Here is a 24,682-nt window from a genome sequence, read left to right on the forward strand (position 1 = left end):
AAACCCGCCGGAATGTTCTTTTGATGATCGCGCTTAACGCAGGCGTTTAGGACGCACTTCGACCAGTTCGCCCGCAAGACGGCGGTCGAGATATTCCGAGCATTCCTCGATCAGTTGATCGCCGAGGCCGGAAAAGAAATGATTGGCGCCAACAAGCGTATTCTGGGTGATGGTGATGCCCTTCTGTGACTTGAGCTTGTCAACGAGCGTCTGCACATCCTTCGGTGGTGCAACCTTGTCCTGATCGCCGTGGATGATAAGCCCGGAAGACGGGCAGGGCGCCAGAAACGAAAAATCGTAGATATTGGGCTGCGGCGCGATCGACATAAAGCCTTCGATTTCCGGGCGGCGCATCAGAAGCTGCATGCCGATCCACGCACCGAAAGAATAACCGGCCACCCAGCAGGTTTTGGAATCTGGATGCAGGGCCTGAACCCAGTCCAGTGCACTTGCGGCGTCCGAAAGCTCGCCCGCTCCGTGGTCGAACTCGCCCTGGCTGCGGCCAATACTGCGGAAATTGAAACGCAAGGTCGTGAAACCGCGTTGCTGGAACATATAAAACAGATCGTAGACGATCTTGTTATTCATTGTCCCGCCGAACTGTGGATGCGGATGCAAGATCAGGGCGATCGGCGCATTCTTTTCCCTGGAAGGCTGATAGCGGCCTTCGAGACGCCCTGCAGGCCCGTTGAAGATGACTTCTGGCATGTTTACTCCGCTCGTAACCGGAAGATCGGCTCCGAGGCGGTGCGCTTGACGTGAGGTCGCACCGCTTCTAGAACCGTTTTGAAATTACTATAGACTGAACCAGGTTCAGTAGCTGAAATGGCTTAATAGGCTTTTCCTGATTGAAAATTCAAGAAAATTGCGTTCGTAGCCGTCTGCTTAGGAGATAAGATCGGTGATCGCGACCGGCAAGAGGCTTTATCTGGATTATAATGCCAGCGCGCCTTTGCTCGATGAAGCACGCAAGGCGGTCATCGAGGCATTGGAGATAACAGGCAATCCATCGTCCGTGCACAGGGAAGGTCGTGCCGCGCGCGCGCTGGTGGAAGCGGCGCGGCGAAACGTGGCGGCACTGGTCAATGCCAGAGCAGATCATGTCTTTTTCACATCGGGGGCAACAGAAGCTGCTTCCACCATGTTGACGCCTCATTTTATGATGGGCCGCGCGCCGGTGCGGATGTCGCATCTTTATGTCGGCGCGACCGAGCATCCCTGCATGATCGCGGGCGGCCAGTTCGCACCTGAAAACATTACCATGCTCCCCGTCGATGAAAACGGCATCTTGCGGCTGGATGTGTTGCAGGAAGTATTGCAAGCCCATGACAAGGCCACCGGACTGCCGCTTGTTGCCGTGCAGGCAGCCAATAATGAAACGGGTGTGGTGCAGCCGATAGCCCGGATTGCGGCATTGGTGAAGGCGTCGGGCGGCGTCTATATTATCGATGCGGTTCAGGCGGCAGGACGGATTAAATTAGATATTACAGATAATTGCGGAGATTATCTCATAATTTCCTCACACAAGATCGGCGGCCCGAAGGGCGTCGGCGCTGTTATTGCTGTCTCCGATCTGATGATGCCGCGTGCGCTGGTGCGCGGCGGCGGGCAGGAAAAGGGGCATCGTGCTGGCACCGAAGCGCTACCGCTTATTGCGGGTTTTGGTGCCGCAGCCGGGCAGGCGCTGGCTCGGCTGGCTGGCGCTGGCTGGTCTCCCGCGATGCGTGACCGATTGGAGGCAGGGTTGATGCGGATCGCGCCCCGCGCCCTCATTCATGGCAGGAAGGCCGAGCGGCTTGCGAATACCACCTTCTTTTCCCTCGAAGGGCAAAAAGCCGAGACAGTGCAGATCGCATTCGATCTGGCGGGCGTAGCCCTTTCGGCCGGTTCCGCCTGTTCATCGGGCAAGGTAGGCCCAAGCCATGTGCTGGCGGCGATGGGCCATGAAGACGGCCCCGGCGCCGTCCGCATTTCGCTGTCCCCTGATGCGTCAGAGGAAACAATTGATCGCTTTCTCGAAATCCTACGCGGGATTGTGGAGCGACATGAGCGCTCTAAAGCGGGCTGAAAGCGCCTTTCGGCGCGGGCGCATAAATTATTCTTGAATTTTTGGGGCAAATTTTAGCGTTGACGCTTGAAATTTAGTTTAGAGAGGTTTTAAAGAAGGACTACGCGCACTATATGTGGTGACGATAGCGCAACTATCATTGCCCTGACGTTTGCAACTGTCGGCCCTTGAACCCGACGAGGATGGAGAACGCCAATGCCTGCTGTGCAGGAGACCATTGATCAGGTCCGCAGTTTAGATGTGGACCAGTATAAATACGGTTTCGAGACCGAGATTGAAGTCGACAAGGCCCCCAAGGGCCTCAACGAAGACATTATCCGTTTTATCTCAGCCAAGAAGAACGAGCCGGAATGGATGCTGGAATGGCGCCTGAAGGCTTATGAGCGCTGGCTGACTATGGAAGAGCCTGGCTGGGCGCGGGTCGATTATCCGAAGATCGATTTCCAGGACGCCTATTATTATGCCGCGCCGATAAACCAGGCAGGGCCGACGTCGCTTGATGAAGTCGATCCCGAACTGCTCAGAACCTATGAAAAGCTTGGTATTCCCTTGCGCGAGCAGGAAATTCTGGCTGGCGTGCGTAAGCAGGGCGAGCCGAGCGAAATCGACGGCAACCCTTCGGACAATGTCTATGCTTCGGGGCGTGTCGCGGTTGATGCCGTATTCGACAGTGTATCCGTCGTTACGACTTTTAAGGAAGAGCTCGCCAAGGCTGGCGTGATCTTCTGCTCGATTTCCGAAGCGATTCGGGAACATCCCGAACTGGTGCAGAAATATCTCGCATCGGTCGTGCCGGTATCGGATAACTATTATGCGACCCTCAATTCGGCTGTCTTTACGGATGGTTCGTTCGTCTATGTTCCCAAGGGCGTTCGCTGCCCGATGGAGCTTTCGACTTATTTCCGCATTAATGAGCGCAATACGGGTCAGTTCGAACGTACGCTCATCATTGCCGAGGAAGGCTCTTACGTTTCCTATCTCGAAGGCTGCACCGCGCCACAGCGCGATGAAAACCAGCTTCACGCGGCAGTCGTGGAACTGATCGCGCTCGAAAACGCAGAAATCAAGTATTCGACAGTTCAGAACTGGTATCCGGGCGACAGCCAGGGCAAGGGCGGAATCTACAATTTCGTCACCAAGCGCGGCGATTGCCGTGGTGATAATTCCAAGATTTCATGGACGCAGGTCGAGACCGGCTCCGCAGTGACCTGGAAATATCCCTCCTGCATTCTGCGCGGCGACAATTCGCGCGGCGAGTTCTATTCGATTGCCGTCTCCAACGGCTATCAGCAGATCGACAGTGGCACCAAGATGATCCACCTTGGCAAGAACACGTCGAGCCGCATCATTTCCAAGGGTATTTCGGCAGGCAATTCTTCCAATACCTATCGCGGACAGGTTTCTGCCCATCGCAAGGCGGAGAATGCGCGTAACTTCACGCAGTGCGACTCGCTCCTGATCGGCAACGATTGCGGTGCGCATACAGTGCCCTATATCGAAGCCAAGAATGCTACGGCACATTTCGAACATGAAGCGACCACCTCGAAGATTTCCGAAGACCAGCTCTTCTATGTGATGCAGCGCGGTATTCCGGAAGAAGAGGCGATTGCCCTGATCGTCAGTGGCTTCGTGAAGGAAGTTATTCAGGAACTGCCGATGGAATTCGCCGTCGAGGCGCAAAAACTGATCGGCATCTCACTTGAGGGCAGCGTCGGTTGATCCGGCGCGCTTCTGCTGCCTTTCCGCATATGATTTTTCTGGCCGGTTTTACTGGCACGAGCGATTTCCGGAAAAGTTAAAATGGTTTTCCGGTGAAACCGCATAAAGATACAAGGTTATACCCATGCTTGAGATCAAGAACCTTCATGCAAAGATCGCCGACACCGACACGGAAATTATCCGTGGCCTGAACCTCACCGTGAACAATGGTGAAGTTGCAGCCATCATGGGCCCCAACGGTTCGGGCAAATCCACCCTGTCCTACATTCTTGCAGGCAGGAGCGATTACGAAGTGACCGAGGGCGATATTCTTTATAATGGCGAGTCCATTCTGGAACTCGATCCGGCTGAACGCGCTGCCAAGGGCATTTTTCTGGCGTTCCAGTATCCAATGGAAATACCGGGCGTGGCCACGATGGAATTCCTGAAGGTGGCGATGAACAGCCAGCGCAAGGCGCGCGGCGAGCCGGAACTGAAAATCCCGGAGTTTATCAAGCGCGTCAAGGAAGCTGCCGGCGAACTGAGCATCGATATGAATATGCTCAAGCGCCCCTTGAATGTCGGGTTTTCGGGTGGTGAAAAAAAGCGCGCCGAAATCCTTCAGATGCAGCTTCTGGAGCCAAAACTTTGCGTGCTTGACGAAACCGACTCCGGTCTGGACATCGACGCTCTGAAGATCGTTTCGGACGGCGTCAATGCCCTGCGTTCGCCTGATCGCGCGATCATTGTCATCACCCACTATCAGCGCCTGCTCGAATATATCGTGCCGGACGCGGTGCATGTGCTCTATAAGGGCCAGGTCATCAAGTCGGGCGACAAGAACCTCGCACTTCATCTTGAAGAAAATGGATATGCCGATCTGATCGGCGAAGCTGCCTAAGGAGGTATGGATCACATGAATATCCAGACCGCACGGTCGCGAACGCCGGCTGAAAGTGCGCTGATTGACAATTTCATTGGCCGCATTGGCGAATTGCCGGGCAGCAGCGATGTTGCTGTGGCACGCGATACAGCACTTGAAACGCTCAAAATTCATGGCCTTCCGTCGCGCCGTATCGAGAGCTGGCACTACACCGATTTCCGCACGCTGCTGAAAAACGTGTCGGTATTCGATGCTGCCGCTGGCTCCGACGCGCTTCCTGCTCTTTTGGCCGGATCGTCGATTCTGCCGACCAGCAATGGCGTAGCGCTTGATGCGAAGGCACCGGCAGGCGTCTCGCTGACGCCGGTTCGCGATGCATTGAGCGACGGTTCGCTGCTTCCGCAACTCAATATACGCGGCGTTGACGACACGATTGGCCAGATTAATACTGCCTATGTCAGCGATGGCTGGGTGATTTCGATCGCTGACGGCACCGAGCTTGAAGCGCCTCTGGAAATCCAGAATATCCAGAAGTCGGGGCAGGGCCATACGCGCTTTCCGGTGCATATCGGAGCGAATGTCAAGGCAACCATCATCGAACGCCAGTCAGGCGGCGAGGGTGACAGTTTCTCGACATCGATCAACCATGTCACAGTGAGCGATGGTGCTGAAATCGTGTGGGTCATTCTGCGCGAATTCGGTCAATCGACCCAGCTTGCACAATTCAATGGCACTTTGGGTAAGGGCTCGAAGCTGACGCTCTATATCATCAATGCCGGTGGCAAGCTGGTGCGTCAGGAAGTGCATGTGGATGTCGAGGGCGAAGATTCTGATTTCGAGATGCGTGCTCTTAATCTCCTCGCCGATGACAGCCACACCGACATCACCATGACGGTTGGGCATCTGGTGGAAAACACCCAGTCGACGGAAATCGTGCGCAATGTCGTCAAGGACCGCGCGCGCGGCGTTTTCCAGGGCATGATCCGCGTTGCCCAGCTTGCCCAGAAAACCGATGCTCGCATGGCGTGCAATACGCTTCTGCTGTCGGATGATGGCGAATTCGATGCCAAGCCGGAACTGGAAATCTTCGCGGACGATGTGGCCTGCGGCCATGGTGCGACGGTGACAGAGATTCAGGATGAGCATCTATTCTATCTGATGTCCCGCGGCATTCCTGAAAGTGAAGCACGCGGCCTGCTGATCAAGGCATTTATCGCTGAAATCATAGAGGAACTGGAAAACGAGCCGTTGGTGGAAGTACTTGAAGAAATGCTTTCCGATTGGCTCGCCGCCCATGCCTGATTGAACAAGGTGGGGTGTGGCGCAAGGCTTCACCCCATCTTGCCTGCCCAAGAGGCAAAAGGAACGATCATGGACCAGAAGAATCCACTGATTGCAGCTTATGACGTTGAGGCAATTCGCGCCGATTTCCCTATTCTGTCGCGGCAGGTTCATGGTAAGCCATTGGTTTATCTCGACAATGGCGCTTCCGCGCAAAAGCCGCAAAGCGTTATTGACGCGATTACGCATGCTTATGCCCATGAATATGCAAATGTGCATCGCGGCCTGCATTTTCTTTCAAATGCGGCAACGGATGCTTATGAAAAATCCCGTGAAACGGTACGCCGCTTTCTGAATGCTGATTCGGTTGACGAGATCGTCTTCACAAAAAATGCCACCGAGGCGATCAATACGGTCGCCTATGGTTATGGGATGCCCAATATTGGCGAAGGCGATGAAATCCTCCTCTCCATCATGGAGCACCACTCCAATATCGTGCCATGGCACTTTATTCGTGAGCGGCAAGGGGCAAAGCTTGTCTTTGTTCCGGTGGATGATGAAGGCATTTTCCACATCGAGGAATTTGAGAAGCGCCTGACCGAGCGCACCAAGCTGGTCGCGATCACGCATATGTCCAATGCGTTGGGTACGGTCACGCCGATCAAGGAAATCGTCCGGCTGGCGCATGAACGCGGTATTCCTGTTCTGGTGGATGGCAGTCAGGGTGCAGTCCATCTGCCCGTCGACGTTCAGGATCTCGGTTGTGATTGGTATGTCTTTACGGGCCATAAGGTCTATGGCCCGTCCGGCATTGGTGTCCTTTATGGGCGCACGCAAATGCTCGAAAAAATGCGGCCCTTCCAGGGGGGCGGTGAAATGATCGAGGAAGTGACGGAAGAAAACGTCACCTATAATCATCCGCCGCACCGTTTTGAGGCGGGAACGCCTGCAATCGTACAGGCGATTGGCTTGGGTGCCGCTCTCGAATATATGGAAAGAATTGGCCGCCATGCCATTCTGGCGCATGAGGAAGATTTGCGCGATTATGCTCATGAGCAATTGAGCAGGATCAATTCCTTGCGCATATATGGCAATGCTCCGGGCAAGGGCGCAATTATCTCCTTCGCACTCGAAGGCATCCATGCTCATGATGTCTCTATGGTGATCGACCGGGCCGGGATCGCGGTGCGCGCGGGTACGCATTGTGCACAGCCGCTCTTGAAACGTTTCGGTGTCACCTCCACATGTCGTGCATCTTTCGGTATGTATAACACCCGCGCGGAAGTGGATGCGCTTGCAGAAGCCTTGGAAAAGGCGAAAAGGTTTTTCGGATGACCACTATGGAACAAAATCTAGGGCAGCAGGCTGAAACGAACCCCGCCGATGCGGCTACGCCATCAGACGGAAGTGCTGCATTTTCTGCCTCCGCCATCCCGCAGGATGAGCTTCTGCGGATGACAGATGATATCATTGCAGCGCTCAAAACTGTTTATGACCCGGAAATTCCTGCGGATATCTACGAACTGGGGCTGATCTACAAGATCGACATCGAAGATGACCACACTGTCAAGATCGAAATGACGCTGACCGCGCCTGGTTGCCCGGTTGCTGGTGAAATGCCGGGCTGGGTGGAAAATGCCGTGGGTGCTGTCGAAGGCGTTTCCTTTGTCGAAGTGACAATGACATTTGATCCACCATGGACGCCTGATCGCATGTCGGAAGAAGCGCAGGTCGCAGTAGGCTGGTATTAAAACTGCCGCTTATTGCCAGTAAAACACTTCAACGAACCCCGCTTGACGGGGTTTTGTTATATCTGGGTCAGAAGCCTGTTGTATTGGCATAATGCCGGGAGCTTTTTCCGAAACAGGCTTGTATCAGACCAACTATTCCCCCCAATGCCATTGCCGACGAAACAAGTGCCAGTCCGCCTTTAAACGGAATAGAGCATACGGCAATGATAAATTTGAGCATCCGGCCTAGAATTTTGACAGGAAGCTGCCGCAGTGCGCGCTTGGGATTTTCCCGGTATCGTGCACCAAATTCCGTGATGTTGTGATCACGATTACGGCGGAAATGATAGGCAAGTGTGAGGCGTGACGAGGGCACCGTCTCATAGACGATAGCGTCGCAGGCCCAGCCGGTTTTGGCTCCTTGGGATTTGGCTTGCGCCCACAGATTCCAGTCTTCTCCTCCAGTCAGGCCGAACCGGGAATCAAATCGCAGCCCGGTTTTACGGAAGAAATCGAGGCGCCCCATCCAGCTACCCGTAGCAACCTTAATTAAATCGCCCTGACCGTTATTGCACCTATGGCGGCATTTCCACTCTGATTTGAAGCCCATGCGTTCGATACCCGACCATACGATTCTTTGCCAAACGGTTAAGTTCGGGTCAAAAGGCTTGGGTCGCACCGGCGAACCCACAATGTCGAGATCAAGGCGATCCCGCTCAGCTAGCAAGTTGACAAGCCATGTAGGATCTACGAATTCATCATCATCGACATAAACAAGAAAATCGAAACCCTGTTCGATGGCATGATTGAGCGCGCGGTTACGGGCCGCGGATATGCCGATATTACGTTCAAGAAGATATTCGATGTCTTCATCGGGCATCATAACCCGGAAACCTTGTATGGTATCGTCCAGGGTGTAGGCCGAATTATTCTCCACGATGAGAAAAGATAGACGGATATTCCCCGGCTTTACAATAAGAGCCAAAGAAGAAAACAGCTCGCCAAGCATTTTTGGCCTGTTGCGGGTGACGACAGAAATACAGATACGGCGCTGTGTCATATATTAGCATATCCGATAATATCAATTTCTATAGTATGTAAACTTATTATGTAGAAAATATAAAGACAATTGTCCGCGCGTATACAATTATTACGATGTCCATAGATAGGAGAAGTTTTGTGCAGCAGAAATTGTTTACCGAAGCAGAAAAAATAAAATTATTAATGCCGGCATGTTCATGAAGTGCTTAATGGTGCCCCCAGAGAGACTCGAACTCCCGACCCCCTGATTACAAATCAGGTGCTCTACCAACTGAGCTATAAGGGCACTTGCGTCCGATTAGCATATATGTGGCGCGTGTAAAGCGAAAATTCACATGATTGGATCATGGTAAGCCAGTTCTTCCTATGATAGCCAATTGGATACTCGAAAAGAAGCCGCTTTAGCGCACCGAGACGGAAAATATGAAAGATAGACCCCTGGCGCTCCATTTTCTCTCATCAGGGACCGAAGAATCGCTCTCGGCGCAAAAGGATCTGGTAAAGCGCTACGGACACGCTGCAGCGGAAGATGCGGATGCAATCGTGGCGCTTGGCGGCGATGGTACCATGCTGCAAGCACTGCGCGATTTCATGAATAGCGGCAAGCCGGTTTATGGCATGAACCGCGGCTCGGTCGGCTTCCTGATGAATGAATTCAGCGTGGACGACCTGCCTGAGCGCATCCATGCCGCACAGAAAGAGACGATTCGTCCTCTTGAAATGATTGCGGAAACCGAAAATGCACCGCCTTTTGTTGCTTTGGCTATCAATGAGGTTTCGCTTTTCAGGCAATCTTATCAGGCAGCTAAAATTCGCATCACTATCGACGGCAAGATGAGGCTCGAAGAGTTGGTTTGCGATGGGGTTATGGTCGCTACGCCCGCAGGCTCTACTGCCTATAACCTATCAGCGCAGGGACCTATTTTGCCGCTGGAGGCGCAGCTTCTGGCGCTTACGCCGGTTAGCCCTTTTCGTCCGCGCCGGTGGGGTGGGGCGCTTTTGCCGAAATATGTGACGGTTCGGATGGACTTGCTGGAGACGGAAAAGCGCCCGGTCAATGCGGTCGCAGACAATAGTGAAGTGAAATCAGTACGATCCGTTACCGTTCGCGAAGATCCCGACAGCCAGGTTGCTATCCTGTTTGATAAAAACCATTCCTGGGACGAACGAATTCTGACAGAACAATTCAGGCATTAACTGACTTTGATTTGAGTATTTTCACGCTTTAGAATGACGTGAAACATAACAAAATACATATAAAGGACCGTTTTTATATTTTGCGTTGGTATTTTGGTTGACTTTTGCACGTTCCGGACGTAGGCGATGCTGTATGAAGACGCTCCTGGCGTCGCAGATGCCTTTTCTGCCTTGGTTCCTGCGCCCGATGACGCGGCTGCGATGACAGGATGGGTGGACCTCATTTCCAAAACAGAGAGCTACGCCTCCATTGACGACATTTGCCGAACTCGGTCTTTCTCCGAAAGTGCTTGCTGCGGTTGAAGCGGCAGGATACACCGCACCCACGCCCATTCAGGCGGGCGCCATTCCCCCTGCGCTTGAGCGCAAGGATGTGCTTGGCATCGCCCAGACTGGAACGGGCAAGACGGCTTCGTTCGTTCTGCCGATGCTCAATCTGCTGGAAAAGGGCAGGGCTCGGGCCCGTATGCCGCGCACGCTCATTCTTGAGCCGACGCGCGAACTAGCCGCGCAGGTTGAAGAAAACTTCGTAAAATATGGTGTCAATCAGCGTCTGAATGTGGCCTTGCTGATCGGCGGCGTTTCTTTTGATGAGCAGGAGCGCAAGCTTGAGCGCGGTGCGGATGTGCTGATCGCAACGCCGGGTCGCCTTCTCGATCATTTCGAGCGCGGCAAGCTTTTGCTGACTGGCGTTGAAATTCTCGTCATCGACGAAGCGGACCGTATGCTCGATATGGGTTTTATTCCTGATATTGAACGCATCTGCAAGTTGATTCCCTTCACGCGTCAGACACTTTTCTTCTCGGCTACCATGCCGCCGGAAATCACTAAGCTCACTGAGCAGTTCCTGCATTCGCCAGTGCGTATTGAAGTCGCCAAGGCGTCCTCCACCGCCAAGACAGTTACTCAGCGCCTGGTCAAATCGGGCAGGAAAGATTGGGACAAGCGCGCAGCGCTGCGCGATCTCATTCGCACCGAAGGCGATACGCTCAAAAATGCAATCGTCTTCTGCAACCGCAAAAAAGATGTATCTGAATTGTTCCGCTCGTTGATTCGGCACGAATTCGATGCTGGCGCCTTGCATGGCGATATGGATCAACGCGCCCGCATGGCGATGCTGGCAAATTTCAAAGATGGCAAGTTACGGATTCTGGTGGCGTCCGATGTTGCTGCGCGTGGACTCGATATTCCCGATGTCAGCCACGTTTTTAATTTTGATGTCCCTATCCATGCGGAAGATTACGTGCACCGTATTGGCCGTACAGGGCGTGCTGGCCGCTCCGGCAAGGCTTTCACGATCGTGACTCCCTCCGATACGAAATATCTTGCGGCAATTGAGAATATGATCGGTGAAAAGATCGAATGGCACGACGGCGATCTTTCCACGCTGCCTGCCGCCGACGAATCCGCAGATACGACGCATAAGGGCAGGCAAGCCCGTGGCAAGAGCAAGGCTACCAAGCCGAAAGCCGGGCAAAAGCCAGAGGCTGCGGTCTCCGAAGAAGCTGCACCAGCTGCAACAGAGCATAAGGAACGCCGTGAGACGATCCGTGCTTCCAATGAGGAGCGGCGTAGCAAGCCGCATCATGAGACGCATAAGCGCCGTCGTGATCGCGATGATGATGATGGTCCGGTGCCGGTTGGTTTCGGCAATGATATTCCGGCTTTCATGCTGATCCCGACCGGGGTCTAAGCATTTTCAATGGAGCAAAAATCAAGCCAGCGGAGAAACCGAATTGTTTCTCCGCTGGCTTGTCATGTCTGAAAATAGTTGAATAGGCCTTTTTAAGGGATGAGGAATGAGTTGCTCCAGAGCGGCTCCAGTTTGATGGGACCGTCTATCTATTTTTGCTCTAAGCAGCTCCCTGTGCCTGTTGCAGGCTTTCCGGCGAAGCCGGTCGCAACTCGACCGATTCTCCGCAGCCGCAAGCCGAAGTCTGGTTCGGATTGTTGAAAACGAATCCGGTGCGCAGGGTCGTTACTTCGAAATCCATCTGCGTTCCGAGCAGGAACAGCATCGCTTCGGGAGCCACATAAACCGTGGCTCCATCCTTTTCGACGATATCGTCGCCTGGCTTTGCTTCGGTGACGAGGCCAACCGTATATTCCATGCCCGCGCAACCGCCCTTTTTGACGCCGACGCGAAGGCCGAGGGCACCTTTATGCGAAGCCATGATTTCACTGACGCGCGCTACGGCTGCATCGGTAAGTGTCAAGACTGAGAAACGGCCCATTTTATCTTCCGCTGTTATATTCGTGAAAACCGGAGAATTATCCAGCATTGCGCGGCGGCAGGATTTTAACTAGCGTCGCCACGTTTTCATTACAGTTAGTGTTGTAACATCATTACCGCAAGACACCAAATCGAGAGCATCGATCGGGATTTGCAAAAAAGATTGCTGAAAGAGGAGAATTCAATGTCACATGAACGGATCAAACCTCTGTTATATGCCGGAATTGCCGGTCTTTTGAGCGCGGTCATCGTTCAATCCGGCGCGCAGGCTCAGGAAGCGCCCAAACAGGAACAATCGAATCCTGTCGAAGAAACAGCGCCATTCGAGCAGGCACAAGACGCCGCCGATGGGATCACTGTCCCCGATTATCGTGATGACCGATCAACCCCGCAGGCACTGATTGAATCCTATTACAATGCGATCAATCGCAAGGAATATGGCCGTGCCTACAGCTACTATCAGGAAGACGCGCGCGAGCCGGATTTCAACAACTTTGTAGAAGGTTATAAAGGCACCAAAAGCGTAAAAGTGGCCGTGCGCAAAACCGAGCCGGATCCGGGAGCGGGACAAATCTACTGGAGTGTGCCAGTCGCTATAGAGTCGGAAAACGACGATGGTAAAAAAGAAGTTTATAGCGGTTGTTACACGATCCACCTTTCAAATCCCGGCTTTCAGGACGAGCCACCCTATAAGCCGATGCAGATCATGACCGGTTCGTTGACCAAATCCCCGCTGGCGATCGAAAAGAGCGTTCCGGAAATCTGTGAAGCGCCATAATTGCGGCTGCATCAGTGATTTAGAAAACGCGCTTGACCTTACCACGATGGGAAGCTCCATCTTGCCGCTGTTCCAACATGGAGTAGTAAATATGATGAGATTTTCAGTTCCCAAGATGAAATGCGGCGGTTGCGCGGAAAGCGTGACCTCCGCGTTGCGCAACCTTGATGAGAATGCCCTTATAGAGATTGATCTCGATAAAAAGGAAGTTGAATTTGATGGCTCAGCCTCACGTGAGGATGCGCTGGCGGCTCTTGTAGCGGCGGGCTATCCCGCGTCGGTTTTGTAATAATGTGATTGCTGTGGAAAGGTGGCCAAGTGTTGCGGTGAATGTCACAAATTCTGTGTTTCATTGACTGTGGCGGCGATTTTTGCCACATCAACGGTAAATCTCGTTTATGGTGCCTCTTCGGCAAGGTGCTGATATCTGCCGTGAGGGGCACCAGCAGGCGCAATCATCGCATGAGGCGATCAAGAAGGATGTAAGGCATGGCTATGGCAGCCGATTTTCAGGATCTTCGCACGAAGATGGTCGATAACCAGATCCGCACCAGAGATGTGACCGATCTGGGAGTCATTGATGCATTTCTGACCGTTCCGCGCGAAGCTTTTGTTCCGGCAAACCGTCAGGCGCTTGCCTATATCGATGAAGATCAGTTGCTTGACAGCGAAGGGTCCGCGCCACGTTATATCATGGAGCCTTCGGCTTTCGCCAAGCTCGTGCAACTCGCGCTCATCAACAAGAGCGATGTCGTTCTGGATATTGGCTGCGGCACGGGTTATTCTTCTGCCATCCTTTCGCAACTCGCAGGTTCTGTTATTGGCCTCGAAAGTGATTCCGCATTGTCGGCGGTGGCGACCGCTCGTCTTCAGGAACTAAGCTATGACAATGTTGTGATCGTTTCGGGGGATTTGCATGTGGGTTATGCTTCCGAAGCGCCTTATGACGTCATCCTGATCGAGGGCGCGGTGGACTTCATTCCTGAAGCTTTCTTTGATCAGCTCAAGGAGGGAGGTCGCCTGGTTGCCGTCGAAGGAAGAGGAAATGCGGGAACTGCGCGGATTTACGTCAAGGAAGACGGAGTTGCCTCTGGTCGCGGTGTTTTCAATGCGGCGGTGAAGCCACTTCCTGGTTTTGAGCGTATCGAGCAGTTCGAGTTCTGAATCCGGTGCATGGGTTAAATCTGCAACGCCGGGAAAATTGTTTGTGAAAGTGCCGCCGTCAGCAATGGAAATGACGCAATTTACGGGTTATTAAGGGCACCCCGAACTGATCGGTTCGATTGATGGATTCGTTTGTTCTAAAATGAGGTATACGGTGTTCAAAGCGTGCAAAAGACTCATGGCGGCCGGAGTATTGCTGTCTGGCACCGTTTTAGCGGGGCAGGCCGCTTGGTCGGAGACGTTGAGCGGCGCTCTCGTGAAAGCCTATAAGAACAATGCTACCTTGAATTCGTCACGAGCCGGGGTGCGTATTGAGGACGAAAACGTCGCCATTGCCAAATCCGGCTATCGGCCAGAGATTACCGGTTCTTATAATATCGGCCGCAGCAAGGCTCCGACATCAGACGCCCGCACAACGGGTACTTTTGGAATTCAGCTGAACCAGATGCTGTTCGACGGTTTCCAGACCAAGAACAATGTTGCTGCCGCCGAGACGCAGGTTTATGCGCAGCGCGAAAACCTGCGTAATGATGAGCAGAACACGCTGTTTCAGGCCGTTCAGGCTTATATGGACGTTTATCAATTGCGCCAGATTGCAGCGCTGCGTGAAAAGAATCTTGCCGCCATGAATGAACAGGTTCGCGCGTCGCGCGCCCGTCTCGATGTTGGCGAGGGTACGCGCACGGACGTCGCTCAGGCAGAATCGCAACACTCGACGGCGATAGCCGAACTCAGTGCGGCACGCGCTGATGTCAAATCTGCTGAAGCAACCTACATGCAGGTCATCGGTGCGCAGCCGGGCAAACTTTCCACCGCTTCCATAGCGCGCAATCTCCCGAATTCGCCAAATGTTGCCTATGCCAGCGCTTTGGCTTCGCATCCTGGCATTGTGGCGACGAAATATGCGGTCAATGCGCAGGGCTACACGGTCAAGGCAAAAGAAGGTGCCCTGCTGCCAAGGGTTGGCTTGACGGCCAGCGCGAGCCATCTTGATACCTACGCCGGAACCAATGTCGGTGACGGTAATTCGGCCTCCGTTGGAGTGGGCGTCAGCATCCCGATTTATACTGGTGGACGCTCATCGGCACAGGTGCGTCAGGCTAAGGAGCAGCTTGGCCAGGCTCGTATCGAAGTCGATATCGTGCAGGACAAGGTGCGTCAGGCCATCAGTTCGGCATGGTCGCAGCTTGAAGCGGCACGCGCATCCGTCAAAGCGAACCGCGACGCTATCGCCGCGGCACAACTTGCGCTGGATGGCGTGGTTGAAGAGCGTAAAGTCGGCCAGCGCACCACCCTGGACGTCCTGAATGCGCAGAATGATTTGGTCAAGGTCCAGATCGCGCTTGTTATGGCCGAGCACGATGTCGTGGTGGCCAGCTATGCTCTGTTGAATGCGACTGGACGCATGACAGCCCAGCATCTCAATCTTCAGGTCGCCGAGTATAAGCCTGAAGAGCACTACAACGCTGTGAAGGACAAGTGGTTCGGCTTGCGCACACCCGATGGTCGCTGACCGATTGTCCTAAGAATTATAAACGGCGCTTCGGGCGCCGTTTTGTTTGATTCGCAAAGCGTCTGATAAATCTTAACAAATCGATAAAGCTGTGAGTTCAAATGGGTCTGCCCCTGTGAGGGATTCTCAAATCAATAAAGGTCCGTTACCCTTAATCCATTGATTCTCTGCCTTTGTAAGCAGTTGGCAATATGGGGAAGACGGACAGCTATGGCACAAGCATCCAGCGCAGCACGGGAACCGTCAATGGAAGAGATTCTGGCTTCCATTCGCCGGATTATTGAAGATAGTGATGTCTCGCGCCATCCCATGCCCCCCATTTCGCCGCGTGGCGAGGTCGCCGAATTCCGCCGCCCGCTTGTGGCGGAGGAAGCGGAAAAAGCTGACAACAGGAAACAGAAGAAACCTGATCAACCTGTGGTCGCCAAGGGCGATGTTTTTCCTGAAGAGCCGGCGCTGCGCGGAGTAATTTCCGAGCCGGGGGAACGGACATCCGATATCAAGACGGAAGAAGATGGGGATGATCCTATTCTCGACGCCCAGAATGACGATCACCGTAATGATGAATGGGTGCCGCCGGTTTCCGCTTCCGGAAAGGTGGTGTTGGACAAGGTGGAGAATGACGCAGCCAGTTCTGTTATGGAGTTGAAAGCTGAAGCCATGAATGAAGACCTTTCGCCTGCTGTGGGGAAGCCGACTGCCGTCGCATCTCCTTCCAAGGCTGGTGGTGCGACGCATATTTTATCGGAAGTGGCAGAACGGCAGGTTGCGGCAGCATTTCAGGATCTCAGCCATGCGGTCCATTCCGAACCGCGGCGTTCTTTCGATGATATTGCCGCCGATATTCTGCGCCCGATGTTGCAGGACTGGCTTGATAGTAATCTGCCTGATCTGGTTGAACGCCTTGTTCGTGAAGAAATTGAACGTGTGGTCCGTAGCTAACGCTAAAGCGTATCGCGTTTAATCATACTCATACGGCATGCCCTAATTTTATCTAAATACCGATATGTGGCCCGTCTGCCTTACAGGCGGGTTTTCACTTTTAGGGTGATTTGTCAGCTTTTAGTTGCTATTGAGCCCATAATCCTTTTTGCGCATAAAGACCGGACGTTTCCATGCTTGATAAGACTTATGATGCAGCGGCTACCGAGCCGAAAATCGCTGAACGCTGGGACGATGCCGGCGCATTCAAGGCGGGGGCCGGCGCGAAGCTGGGCGCGGATCCTTTTGCCGTTGTTATTCCGCCTCCGAACGTGACTGGATCGCTGCATATGGGCCACGCGCTCAACAACACGATTCAGGATATCATGGTTCGCTTCGAGCGTATGCGCGGCAAGAACGTCTTGTGGCAGCCAGGTATGGATCATGCGGGTATTGCTACGCAGATGGTCGTCGAACGGCAACTGGCTGAGCGCAAGGAACCTAATCGCCACACGATTGGTCGCGAGAAGTTCATCGAGCGCGTCTGGCAGTGGAAGTCCGAATCCGGCGGCATGATCTCCAATCAGCTTCGCCGTCTGGGCGCGTCGTGCGATTGGTCGCGCGAGCGTTTTACGATGGATGAGGGGCTGTCGCGTGCCGTTTTGGAAGTTTTTGTAAACCTTCACAAGCAAGGCCTCATCTATCGCGATAAGCGTCTGGTTAATTGGGACCCAAAGCTGCTGACGGCGATTTCCGACATTGAGGTCGAATCGCGCGAAACAAAGGGGCATCTGTGGCATTTCCGTTATCCGCTGGAAAACGTGCCATTCGACCCTGAAAACCCGCACACCTATATCGTGGTGGCGACCACCCGCCCGGAAACCATGCTGGGCGATACCGGCGTTGCCGTTAATCCCAAGGACGAGCGCTATCACGCGCTTGTAGGAAATGATGTCGTTCTGCCGCTCGTCGGTCGTCATATTCCTATTGTCGCCGACGATTATGCTGATCCAGAAGCAGGTTCCGGTGCAGTGAAGATTACGCCCGCGCACGATTTCAACGATTTTGAAGTCGGCAAGCGCAATGATCTGAGCGCGATCAATATTCTTACGCCCGATGCTGCTATTACGCTGAAGGACAATGTCGATTTCCTCGAAGGGCTTGAGCTCGCGCCAGAACTCAAGGCGCTAATTAACGAACTCGACGGTCAGGATCGCTTCGCAGCGCGCAAGCGCATCGTGGAACTGATGGACGAACGCGGCTATCTTGAAAAAGTCGAAGACCACACCCATGCCGTTCCACATGGCGATCGTGGTGGCGTTCCCATCGAGCCTTATCTAACGGACCAATGGTATGTGAACGCCGCCGAACTGGCGAAGCCTGCCATGGCGGCGGTTCGTGAGGGCCGCACGCAGATTGTGCCGAAGAATTGGGAAAAGACTTATTTCGACTGGATGGAAAATATCCAGCCATGGTGCGTTTCACGCCAGCTTTGGTGGGGACACCAGATTCCGGCTTGGTATGGTCCTGACGGAACTTGCTTTGTCGAAAAAAGCGAAGAGGAAGCCAAGGCTGTCGCACGCGCCCATTACGGTAAGGATGTCACGCTTGAGCGCGATACCGACGTGCTCGATACCTGGTTTTCATCGGCACTTTGGCCGTTCTCGACGCTTGGCTGGCCGGATCGCACCCCGGAACTTGCAACCTATTATCCGACCAGTGTTCTGGTCACAGGATTCGACATCCTGTTCTTCTGGGTCGCCCGCATGATGATGATGGGCATCCATTTCATGGATGAGATTCCGTTCCATACGGTCTATCTGCATGCTCTGGTGCGCGATAAGCATGGCGCAAAAATGTCCAAATCCAAGGGCAATGTTATCGATCCACTGGAACTGATGGACGAATATGGTGCCGATGCATTGCGCTTCACGCTGGCCATCATGGCCGCTCAGGGCCGCGATGTGAAGCTTGATCCGGCGCGTATCGCAGGTTATCGCAATTTCGGCACCAAGCTTTGGAACGCGACGCGCTTTGCGCAGATGAATGGTGTAAAGCTTGATCCGGATTTTGCGCCGGGCAATGTTAAATTGGCCGTCAACCGCTGGATTCTGACAGAATTGACTAAAGCTACCCATGCGGTGACGGACGGTATTGCCAATTATCGCTTCAACGAAGCGGCGAGCGCTGCCTATCGTTTTGTCTGGAACCAGTTCTGCGACTGGTATCTTGAGCTTCTCAAACCGATTTTTATGGGCGAGGATGAGGCTGCTAAGGTTGAAGCGCAGGCAACGGTCGCTTACTGTTTGGATGAGATCTACAAACTGTTACACCCTTTCATGCCTTTTATGACCGAAGAACTCTGGTCTTTGACGGCAGGCGAGGGCAAGAATCGCGATGGCGTGCTTGCATTGGCAAGCTGGCCGGATCTGTCCTTCGGGGATGAAGAAGCTGCGGCAGATATCAACTGGCTGGTGGATTTAGTCAGCGGAATCCGCTCCGTTCGTGCTGAAATGAATGTCCCGGCAGGGGCGGTGGCTCCGATTGTCATTCTCGATGCCAGTGCCGCGACCACTGATCGCTTCAGCCGCCACGACGCTGCGATCAAGCGCCTTGCTCGTGTGGAAAATGTTTCCTTTGAAACGCACGCTCCCAAAGGATCGGCCCAGATGGTGCTTGGCGAAGCAACAATCTGCATTCCGCTGGGAAGCCTGATAGATCTTACGGCTGAAGCCGCGCGTCTGGCTAAAGAAGCCGGCAAGATCACTTCCGAAATAGAGCGTATAGAGAAAAAGTTGGCAAACGAGAAATTCGTTGCCAATGCTCGCGAGGAAGTGGTCGAAGCCGAACGTGCAAGACTGGCTGAACTCAACGATGCAGCGGCGCGTGTCGCTACTGCCGAGGCCCGAATTCGCGAAGCGGGCTGATCGGATCAAGCGGGCATAAACGAGACTCGAATCAGGTGACTGGCGGCAAAACGCCTGTTGCCTCATAGAATGTCGGGGTCGGGTTATTCAACCTTTCGTGCAGCCTGCCTCCGTGCAGAACCATCTTCCCGACGGTTTTTGAGGTTTGTTGCGCTTTAGCAACAAGGCGAAAAACTGGCTGAAAAATGGCCCAAAACGGCCTTCCTGAACTTAATCGGCCTCAGAAAATTGAAAATTTCCGTAATTACTCCTGCTTTTAGCGGTTTTTAGAAGTAAGTGCGCATCTCTACTTACATGATCCCTAATTTATGGAACTTGCAGGACAAATCATTCCTGATTTACGTTTGCGTCAACGTACAGTTCGCGCCGTCGGGAGGATATTTATGAGTTTGCAGCATGCAAAATTGATTAGCATTGCTACGGCCCTGCTGGGGAGTGCCGTAAGTGCACAAGCAGGCGGTTTCGAGCGCAGTTCGCAAGATTTTGACATTCTGTTCGAGCAGGGCAATGTCGTCGATACGACCGCTACTTTCGTTGCACCGCAGCGTAAGCTCAAGAATATACGCGGATCGGCTGTCGGAACGCTGCCCCCGCCAAATGGAACCGGCGGGATCAATCCCATCACAGGCCGCCCATATGGCACTTCGGTCGATGAAGCAAAAAGCTATTGGGTTCCTAAAATTTCCGCCAAGTTTGATTTGGCGGACGATCTGGCTTGTGCAGCACAGTATCGCCAGCCTTGGGGCGCTCATACGGATGCTGGTATGGACACCGTCCGTATGTATGTCGCAATTGAGCAGAAAATCTCATCGCATGACTATGGTCTGAACTGCTCCTACCGTTTTACGGCAGGTGAAAAAGGTTACTTCCGTATTCTAGGTGGTGTGAGCTATCAGGAGCTCAGGGGCGAACAGACGCGCCTGCTGCCTGCGCGAGGGTCGCTTCCTTTCCGTGTCGGTACTCTCGACGTTGAAGGCGAAAGCGTTGGCTGGCGCTTGGGTGCTGCCTATGAGATTCCCGAATATGCCTTGCGTGCAAGTCTGGTCTATCAGTCCAGACTGAATTACGATCTGAATGGACAGGTTGGGAATATCATTCCCAATAGTGCTGTTGCAGTGGTGGGCGATGTTGCATCACCGCAATCGGTTGAGTTCAAGCTCCAGACAGGCATCGCACCCGACTGGCTTGCTTTTGGTTCGGTGAAATGGACCGATTGGTCAAGCATCGATCGTATCAGCTTCGTGAATAGCAGCGGCGTACCTTATGCTGGTATTTTTGCTCCGGGTCAGGAAATTATGGCCCTTGAGCTTAAATTCAAGGATGGCTGGACGGTCACGGGCGGCGTTGGCCATAAATTCAATGAACAATGGTCGGCTGCTGCTACCATTACATGGGATCGCGGCACAACGACCGGTTTGTCGTCGCAGACGGACGTGTGGCTGTTTGGCCTTGGCACAAACTATAAGCCGACAGAACAGTTCGAGATTCGTCTTGCCGGTGCGGCTGGCGTACTTACATCAGGTGAACTGGATGATCGAGGCGTCGGTACACCGGGTTTGGGTTCTACCGGTGAGTTCGGTAATGATTTTGTCGGCGCTCTTTCGTTGACGGCCAAGGTCAAATTCTGATCTTGCGTTAATCCAAATAAAAAGCCCGGATCAATCCGGGCTTTTTGCTTTTATTGTTCAAGCCGGGCAAGAAGCGATGATGTATCCCAACGCCCGCCGCCGCTTTTCTGAACTTCCTTGTAAAATTGGTCAACCAATGCGGTAACAGGCAGAAGAGCGCCATTGCGGTCAGCTTCGTCAAGGCAGATGCCCAGATCCTTGCGCATCCAGTCGACGGCAAAACCGAAATCATATTTTCCCTGGTTCATGGTCCCGGAGCGATTTTCCATTTGCCACGAACCAGCGGCTCCTTTGGAAATAACAGAGATCAGCGCCTCTATATCCAGACCTGCTTTCTTGCCGAAATGAATTCCTTCCGCCAGCCCCTGCACAAGCCCGGCAATGCAGATCTGGTTGACCATCTTGGCCAGTTGCCCGGAGCCGGTAGTCCCCATGAGGCCCACCGAACGCGCATAGGTTTCAATGATAGGCTTGGCGCGCTCAAAGATGGCCTCCGAACCACCGACCATCACCGTCAGTACACCATTTTCAGCGCCAGCTTGCCCACCGGAAACCGGTGCATCGAGAAAATGAAAGCCGCGTTTTTGGGCTTCTGCATCAAGTTCACGCGCGACTTCTGCGGAAGCGGTCGTGTTGTCAATAAATATGGCGCCCTGTTTTATCGTAGAAAAAGCGCCGTCCGGCCCTGTAGTCACGGAACGCAGGTCATCGTCATTGCCGACACAACTGAAAACGAAATCTGCATCGCAAGTGGCGTCTGCCGGTGTGGCCGCATATTTACCACCAAATTGCTGCGCCCATTTTTCGGCTTTGGCCGCTGTCCGGTTATAAACGGTGACATCGTAGCCGCCCTTGACTTTCAGATGGCCGGCCATTGGATAGCCCATAACGCCTAATCCGAGGAAGGCCACTTTCACTGCTGTCATTCTCATGTTCCTCCAGTAACTTCACGAATATTAGCCGGGGCACTCTATCTGTTTGTTTTACGTATTTTCGGGCGCAAAACCGGTTTCCATTTTTGCTGGAAACTCTCTAGCGAACAAGGTGCCGTGTCAGCCGTCTTTCAAGGAAATCCCAGATATGCCGCAGGCATTCAACGATAAGCAGATAGATGACGGCTGCCCACAGATAAGTCTGGAAATCGAATGTGCGTGAGTAGGCACGGCGAGTTTCGCCCATCAGATCGAGTACGGTGATAATGGCCACGATGGCCGATCCCTTGATCATGAGGATGACTTCATTACCGTAAGGGCGCAATGCAACGATCAGGGACTGTGGCAGAATGATTTTCCAGAACGCTACGCGTTTGGAAATGCCCAATGCGGCAGCACCTTCCCATTGCCCCCTCGGAATGCTCTGAATGGCACCGCGCAGGATTTCTGCCTGATAGGCCGCCGTATTAAGCGAGAAAGCGAGAATGGCGCAGTTCCACGCATCGCGGAAGAATGACCACAGCCCGATATCTGAGAGGAAAGGTCGGAAAGTACCAAAGCCGTAATAGATGAGGAAGGTTTGCGCAAGCAGCGGCGTGCCGCGGAAGAAATAGACATAGCCGAAGGCGATATTGCGAACCCAGCGCTTCTTGGACATGCGCGCGGCTGTAATTGGCAGCGACAGGATTGCTCCAATGACGATGGAAACCGCAACCAGTTGCAGTGTGGTCAGCAGGCCCGACCAATATCGCAGCGCATAGGTTTCGAAGAGATCAATGCGCCATGCATTATAAAGATAGATCGCAAGCCCCGCGAAAAGCAACGCCCAGATCGCAACGATCACATGGCCGGCGACGCGCGCACGAGTCCAGCTTCTGGCGACCGGCGGAGGCGGCATCATGCCTGAATTTCCAGAAATAGTTTCACTCATGGTCATGCCCCGCGCGATGGATCGTTGCCCGCATCGGCCCAGCGGGCGATACGCTCAATGAAATATGAGGAGATGATAGCAAGGGCGAGATAGAGCAGGCAGGCCACGCCGAAAAATAAGAATGGCTCTTTCGTCACGCGCGCTGCAATGGATGTCTGGCGCAGGATATCGGACAGGGTAATCACCGAAACCAGCGATGTGTCCTTCAACAGGACAAGCCAGAGATTTGCGAGGCCCGGCAGAGCGATGCGGATAAGTTGCGGAAAAATGACCATGCGCATTGTTTGCCAATGAGACAGACCGACCGCGTAGCCGCCTTCATATTGCCCGCGTGGAATAGCGCGAAATGCCGACAGAAAAACTTCACTCGAATAGGAAGAGAACACAAAACCGAGCGCAATCATACCGGCCATAAAGGCGTTGATTTCGATATTGGCACTGATGTTGAGGAAGACGAGCAGTCGTTGCAGGCCCAGCGATGCGCCAAAATAGACGAGAAAGAGGGTGAGAAGCTCCGGCAAACCACGAAATATGGTGGTATAGATGTTGCATGCGAGCCGGACCGATGGTTCTTCCGACTGCTTGCCCAGCGCTACAAGAAACCCAAGGGCGAGGCCCACGGGCAATGTTGCAAGGGCCAGAGAGATCGTGACCAGAAGTCCCCAGGCTATACTTGTTCCCCAGCCACTGGAACTGAATCCTAACAAGGTGGCGTAATGTTCCATGCGCCTAATCCCTTCCCAGAGGCCGTACGGTATTCAATAATACAAACAATGAAAACTCCACAGATCTTGCTCCGGCAAACTCTCATGCCGGACAAGCTCTAATAATCGCGCCGGTTTATGCATGAGTAAACCGGCGCTGCAATGTCAGACTGGATTAGTTTTCGGCGCCATAAGCATCGAAATCAAAATATTTGTCGTTGATTTCCTTATACTTGCCATTGGTGCGGATAGCCTTGATCGCCTCATTGAACTTATCGACCAGATCCTGGCGGCCTTTCTTGATTGCAACACCGGCGCCGGGGCCGTGTATCTCGATGACAGGCGGGTAAGTGCCGACCATCTTGCAGCATGCGCCGTCTTCCGTTTTCAGCCATTCGGCCAGCGTTACGCTGTCATCATTGACCGCGTCCAGACGTCCATTGGCAAGATCGAGACGGTATTCTTCCGCAGTCGGATAGGCTTTGATTGTGCTGTCGGTGAAGGTCTTTTCCGCGTAATTGGCGTGGGTGGTCGATACCTGTACCCCGATTATCTTGCCGGCAAGGTCTTCTTTGGTCACGCCCTTGATGTCGGTATCCTTGGGCGCGGCGATGCCAGGTGGGGTGTTGTAATACTTATTGGAGAAATCGACCTGTTTCTTGCGTTCTTCCGTAATGGACATGGATGCGATGAAGGCATCGAACTTGCCAGCCTGAAGGGCAGGGATCGCGCCGTCCCATTCCTGCGTCACGAATTCGCATTCCGCTTTCATCTCAACGCAAAGCGCCTTGGCGATGTCGATATCGAAACCAGAAAGTGTGCCATCCGGTTGGATAAAATTGAAGGGAGGATAGGCGCCTTCCGTGCCGATTTTCAACTTCAAAGGCTCCTGGGCATTTGCAATTCCGGCACTCATACCGCCGATCGCGATTGCAAGTGCTGCAACTGACGTTGCTGCTGCGATACGCTTGATAACGCGCATTTCTCGTCCTCTCGTTTGTTGTGGCTGGTTCCCTGATTATTCTTCTGGTTCAGCCCCTTCAAGGGATGTTC

At 53.4% G+C, this 24,682-nt stretch carries 22 protein-coding genes and 1 tRNA gene; 15 read left to right on the forward strand and 8 right to left on the reverse strand.

What is annotated here, in order from left to right:
• Positions 1-33: 33 nt before the first annotated feature.
• Positions 34-708: an alpha/beta hydrolase gene (locus KUG47_RS05360; RefSeq protein WP_217676868.1), complete on the reverse strand. Its 675-nt coding sequence runs from the start codon at positions 706-708 to the stop codon at positions 34-36.
• A 193-nt stretch (positions 709-901) separates the two neighbouring features.
• Here KUG47_RS05360 and KUG47_RS05365 point away from each other — a divergent pair, with 193 nt between their 5' ends.
• The 6 genes from KUG47_RS05365 to KUG47_RS05390 all read left to right on the forward strand — a co-directional run bounded on the left by KUG47_RS05365 (position 902) and on the right by KUG47_RS05390 (position 7,681).
• Positions 902-2,068: a cysteine desulfurase family protein gene (locus tag KUG47_RS05365; RefSeq protein ID WP_217676869.1), complete on the forward strand. Its 1,167-nt coding sequence runs from the start codon at positions 902-904 to the stop codon at positions 2,066-2,068.
• A 195-nt stretch (positions 2,069-2,263) separates the two neighbouring features.
• On the forward strand, positions 2,264-3,787 hold the full coding sequence (gene sufB / locus KUG47_RS05370) for a Fe-S cluster assembly protein SufB (protein ID WP_217676870.1): 1,524 nt from the start codon (positions 2,264-2,266) through the stop codon (positions 3,785-3,787).
• Positions 3,788-3,911: 124 nt separating this feature from the next.
• Complete coding sequence (gene sufC / locus KUG47_RS05375) at positions 3,912-4,667, forward strand: Fe-S cluster assembly ATPase SufC (protein WP_217676871.1); 756 nt, start codon at positions 3,912-3,914, stop codon at positions 4,665-4,667.
• Between the two features lie 15 nt (positions 4,668-4,682).
• Complete coding sequence (gene sufD / locus KUG47_RS05380) at positions 4,683-5,951, forward strand: Fe-S cluster assembly protein SufD (RefSeq protein WP_217676872.1); 1,269 nt, start codon at positions 4,683-4,685, stop codon at positions 5,949-5,951.
• A gap of 69 nt (positions 5,952-6,020) precedes the next feature.
• Entirely contained in the window at positions 6,021-7,265 is a 1,245-nt protein-coding gene (locus KUG47_RS05385) for a cysteine desulfurase (protein ID WP_217676873.1), read from the forward strand.
• A complete protein-coding gene (locus tag KUG47_RS05390) occupies positions 7,262-7,681 on the forward strand; it encodes an SUF system Fe-S cluster assembly protein (protein WP_217676874.1) in 420 nt (139 codons plus the stop codon). Before KUG47_RS05385 ends, KUG47_RS05390 begins: the two co-directional genes overlap by 4 nt.
• A gap of 67 nt (positions 7,682-7,748) precedes the next feature.
• Here the strand turns inward: KUG47_RS05390 and KUG47_RS05395 are convergent, their stop codons facing one another.
• Both KUG47_RS05395 and KUG47_RS05400 read right to left on the reverse strand, forming a co-directional pair.
• Positions 7,749-8,720 carry a glycosyltransferase family 2 protein gene (locus KUG47_RS05395; protein ID WP_217676875.1) on the reverse strand — a complete coding sequence of 324 codons (972 nt, stop codon included), beginning with the start codon at positions 8,718-8,720 and terminating at the stop codon, positions 7,749-7,751.
• A gap of 191 nt (positions 8,721-8,911) precedes the next feature.
• A tRNA-Thr gene (locus KUG47_RS05400) sits at positions 8,912-8,987 on the reverse strand.
• Between the two features lie 137 nt (positions 8,988-9,124).
• Between KUG47_RS05400 and KUG47_RS05405 the strand changes: the two genes are divergently transcribed.
• Complete coding sequence (locus tag KUG47_RS05405; RefSeq protein ID WP_217676876.1) at positions 9,125-9,898, forward strand: NAD kinase; 774 nt, start codon at positions 9,125-9,127, stop codon at positions 9,896-9,898.
• A gap of 250 nt (positions 9,899-10,148) precedes the next feature.
• Positions 10,149-11,591 carry a DEAD/DEAH box helicase gene (locus KUG47_RS05410; RefSeq protein ID WP_217676877.1) on the forward strand — a complete coding sequence of 481 codons (1,443 nt, stop codon included), beginning with the start codon at positions 10,149-10,151 and terminating at the stop codon, positions 11,589-11,591.
• A 160-nt stretch (positions 11,592-11,751) separates the two neighbouring features.
• Here KUG47_RS05410 and sufA read toward each other — a convergent pair whose 3' ends face one another.
• Entirely contained in the window at positions 11,752-12,132 is a 381-nt protein-coding gene (gene sufA / locus KUG47_RS05415; protein ID WP_217676878.1) for a Fe-S cluster assembly scaffold SufA, read from the reverse strand.
• Positions 12,133-12,315: 183 nt separating this feature from the next.
• Here sufA and KUG47_RS05420 point away from each other — a divergent pair, with 183 nt between their 5' ends.
• The 7 genes from KUG47_RS05420 to KUG47_RS05450 all read left to right on the forward strand — a co-directional run bounded on the left by KUG47_RS05420 (position 12,316) and on the right by KUG47_RS05450 (position 21,062).
• Positions 12,316-12,909 carry a hypothetical protein gene (locus KUG47_RS05420; RefSeq protein WP_217676879.1) on the forward strand — a complete coding sequence of 198 codons (594 nt, stop codon included), beginning with the start codon at positions 12,316-12,318 and terminating at the stop codon, positions 12,907-12,909.
• A gap of 91 nt (positions 12,910-13,000) precedes the next feature.
• Positions 13,001-13,198, forward strand: coding sequence for a heavy-metal-associated domain-containing protein (locus KUG47_RS05425; RefSeq protein WP_217676995.1), 198 nt, complete (start codon positions 13,001-13,003; stop codon positions 13,196-13,198).
• 206 nt (positions 13,199-13,404) lie between these two features.
• Complete coding sequence (locus KUG47_RS05430) at positions 13,405-14,073, forward strand: protein-L-isoaspartate O-methyltransferase family protein (RefSeq protein ID WP_217676994.1); 669 nt, start codon at positions 13,405-13,407, stop codon at positions 14,071-14,073.
• A 142-nt stretch (positions 14,074-14,215) separates the two neighbouring features.
• Positions 14,216-15,586 carry a TolC family outer membrane protein gene (locus tag KUG47_RS05435; RefSeq protein WP_217676880.1) on the forward strand — a complete coding sequence of 457 codons (1,371 nt, stop codon included), beginning with the start codon at positions 14,216-14,218 and terminating at the stop codon, positions 15,584-15,586.
• 210 nt (positions 15,587-15,796) lie between these two features.
• Complete coding sequence (locus KUG47_RS05440; protein WP_217676881.1) at positions 15,797-16,528, forward strand: PopZ family protein; 732 nt, start codon at positions 15,797-15,799, stop codon at positions 16,526-16,528.
• Between the two features lie 173 nt (positions 16,529-16,701).
• Positions 16,702-19,434: a valine--tRNA ligase gene (locus KUG47_RS05445; protein WP_217676882.1), complete on the forward strand. Its 2,733-nt coding sequence runs from the start codon at positions 16,702-16,704 to the stop codon at positions 19,432-19,434.
• Positions 19,435-20,054: 620 nt separating this feature from the next.
• On the forward strand, positions 20,055-21,062 hold the full coding sequence (locus tag KUG47_RS05450; protein ID WP_422718060.1) for an OmpP1/FadL family transporter: 1,008 nt from the start codon (positions 20,055-20,057) through the stop codon (positions 21,060-21,062).
• Positions 21,063-21,112: 50 nt separating this feature from the next.
• Here the strand turns inward: KUG47_RS05450 and KUG47_RS05455 are convergent, their stop codons facing one another.
• From KUG47_RS05455 to KUG47_RS05470, 4 genes are all read right to left on the reverse strand, one after another.
• The gene (locus KUG47_RS05455) at positions 21,113-21,988 is read right to left on the reverse strand and encodes an NAD(P)-dependent oxidoreductase (RefSeq protein ID WP_217676884.1); all 876 of its coding nucleotides are present in this window, start codon (positions 21,986-21,988) and stop codon (positions 21,113-21,115) included.
• A gap of 106 nt (positions 21,989-22,094) precedes the next feature.
• Positions 22,095-22,925 (reverse strand): ABC transporter permease, encoded by an 831-nt coding sequence (locus tag KUG47_RS05460; protein ID WP_217676885.1) that lies wholly within the window; start codon positions 22,923-22,925, stop codon positions 22,095-22,097.
• Positions 22,926-22,927: 2 nt separating this feature from the next.
• On the reverse strand, positions 22,928-23,650 hold the full coding sequence (locus tag KUG47_RS05465) for an ABC transporter permease (protein WP_217676886.1): 723 nt from the start codon (positions 23,648-23,650) through the stop codon (positions 22,928-22,930).
• Between the two features lie 154 nt (positions 23,651-23,804).
• On the reverse strand, positions 23,805-24,611 hold the full coding sequence (locus KUG47_RS05470) for an ABC transporter substrate-binding protein (RefSeq protein ID WP_217676887.1): 807 nt from the start codon (positions 24,609-24,611) through the stop codon (positions 23,805-23,807).
• Between the last annotated feature and the right edge of the window lie 71 nt (positions 24,612-24,682).

The sequence above is a fragment of the Falsochrobactrum tianjinense genome, from assembly GCF_019100495.1.
In the GTDB taxonomy this organism is placed as follows: Bacteria; Pseudomonadota; Alphaproteobacteria; order Rhizobiales; family Rhizobiaceae; genus Brucella; species Brucella tianjinense.

Coding starts and splice junctions, on each gene's coding strand:
- KUG47_RS05360 (WP_217676868.1), bottom strand. CDS start 708: ATGCCAGAAGTCATCTTCAACGGGCCTGCAGGGCGTCTCGAAGGCCGC.
- sufB (WP_217676870.1), top strand. CDS start 2,264: ATGCCTGCTGTGCAGGAGACCATTGATCAGGTCCGCAGTTTAGATGTG.
- sufC (WP_217676871.1), top strand. CDS start 3,912: ATGCTTGAGATCAAGAACCTTCATGCAAAGATCGCCGACACCGACACG.
- sufD (WP_217676872.1), top strand. CDS start 4,683: ATGAATATCCAGACCGCACGGTCGCGAACGCCGGCTGAAAGTGCGCTG.
- KUG47_RS05385 (WP_217676873.1), top strand. CDS start 6,021: ATGGACCAGAAGAATCCACTGATTGCAGCTTATGACGTTGAGGCAATT.
- KUG47_RS05390 (WP_217676874.1), top strand. CDS start 7,262: ATGACCACTATGGAACAAAATCTAGGGCAGCAGGCTGAAACGAACCCC.
- KUG47_RS05395 (WP_217676875.1), bottom strand. CDS start 8,720: ATGACACAGCGCCGTATCTGTATTTCTGTCGTCACCCGCAACAGGCCA.
- KUG47_RS05405 (WP_217676876.1), top strand. CDS start 9,125: ATGAAAGATAGACCCCTGGCGCTCCATTTTCTCTCATCAGGGACCGAA.
- sufA (WP_217676878.1), bottom strand. CDS start 12,132: ATGGGCCGTTTCTCAGTCTTGACACTTACCGATGCAGCCGTAGCGCGC.
- KUG47_RS05420 (WP_217676879.1), top strand. CDS start 12,316: ATGTCACATGAACGGATCAAACCTCTGTTATATGCCGGAATTGCCGGT.
- KUG47_RS05425 (WP_217676995.1), top strand. CDS start 13,001: ATGATGAGATTTTCAGTTCCCAAGATGAAATGCGGCGGTTGCGCGGAA.
- KUG47_RS05430 (WP_217676994.1), top strand. CDS start 13,405: ATGGCAGCCGATTTTCAGGATCTTCGCACGAAGATGGTCGATAACCAG.
- KUG47_RS05435 (WP_217676880.1), top strand. CDS start 14,216: ATGAGGTATACGGTGTTCAAAGCGTGCAAAAGACTCATGGCGGCCGGA.
- KUG47_RS05440 (WP_217676881.1), top strand. CDS start 15,797: ATGGCACAAGCATCCAGCGCAGCACGGGAACCGTCAATGGAAGAGATT.
- KUG47_RS05445 (WP_217676882.1), top strand. CDS start 16,702: ATGCTTGATAAGACTTATGATGCAGCGGCTACCGAGCCGAAAATCGCT.
- KUG47_RS05455 (WP_217676884.1), bottom strand. CDS start 21,988: ATGACAGCAGTGAAAGTGGCCTTCCTCGGATTAGGCGTTATGGGCTAT.
- KUG47_RS05460 (WP_217676885.1), bottom strand. CDS start 22,925: ATGAGTGAAACTATTTCTGGAAATTCAGGCATGATGCCGCCTCCGCCG.
- KUG47_RS05465 (WP_217676886.1), bottom strand. CDS start 23,650: ATGGAACATTACGCCACCTTGTTAGGATTCAGTTCCAGTGGCTGGGGA.
- KUG47_RS05470 (WP_217676887.1), bottom strand. CDS start 24,611: ATGCGCGTTATCAAGCGTATCGCAGCAGCAACGTCAGTTGCAGCACTT.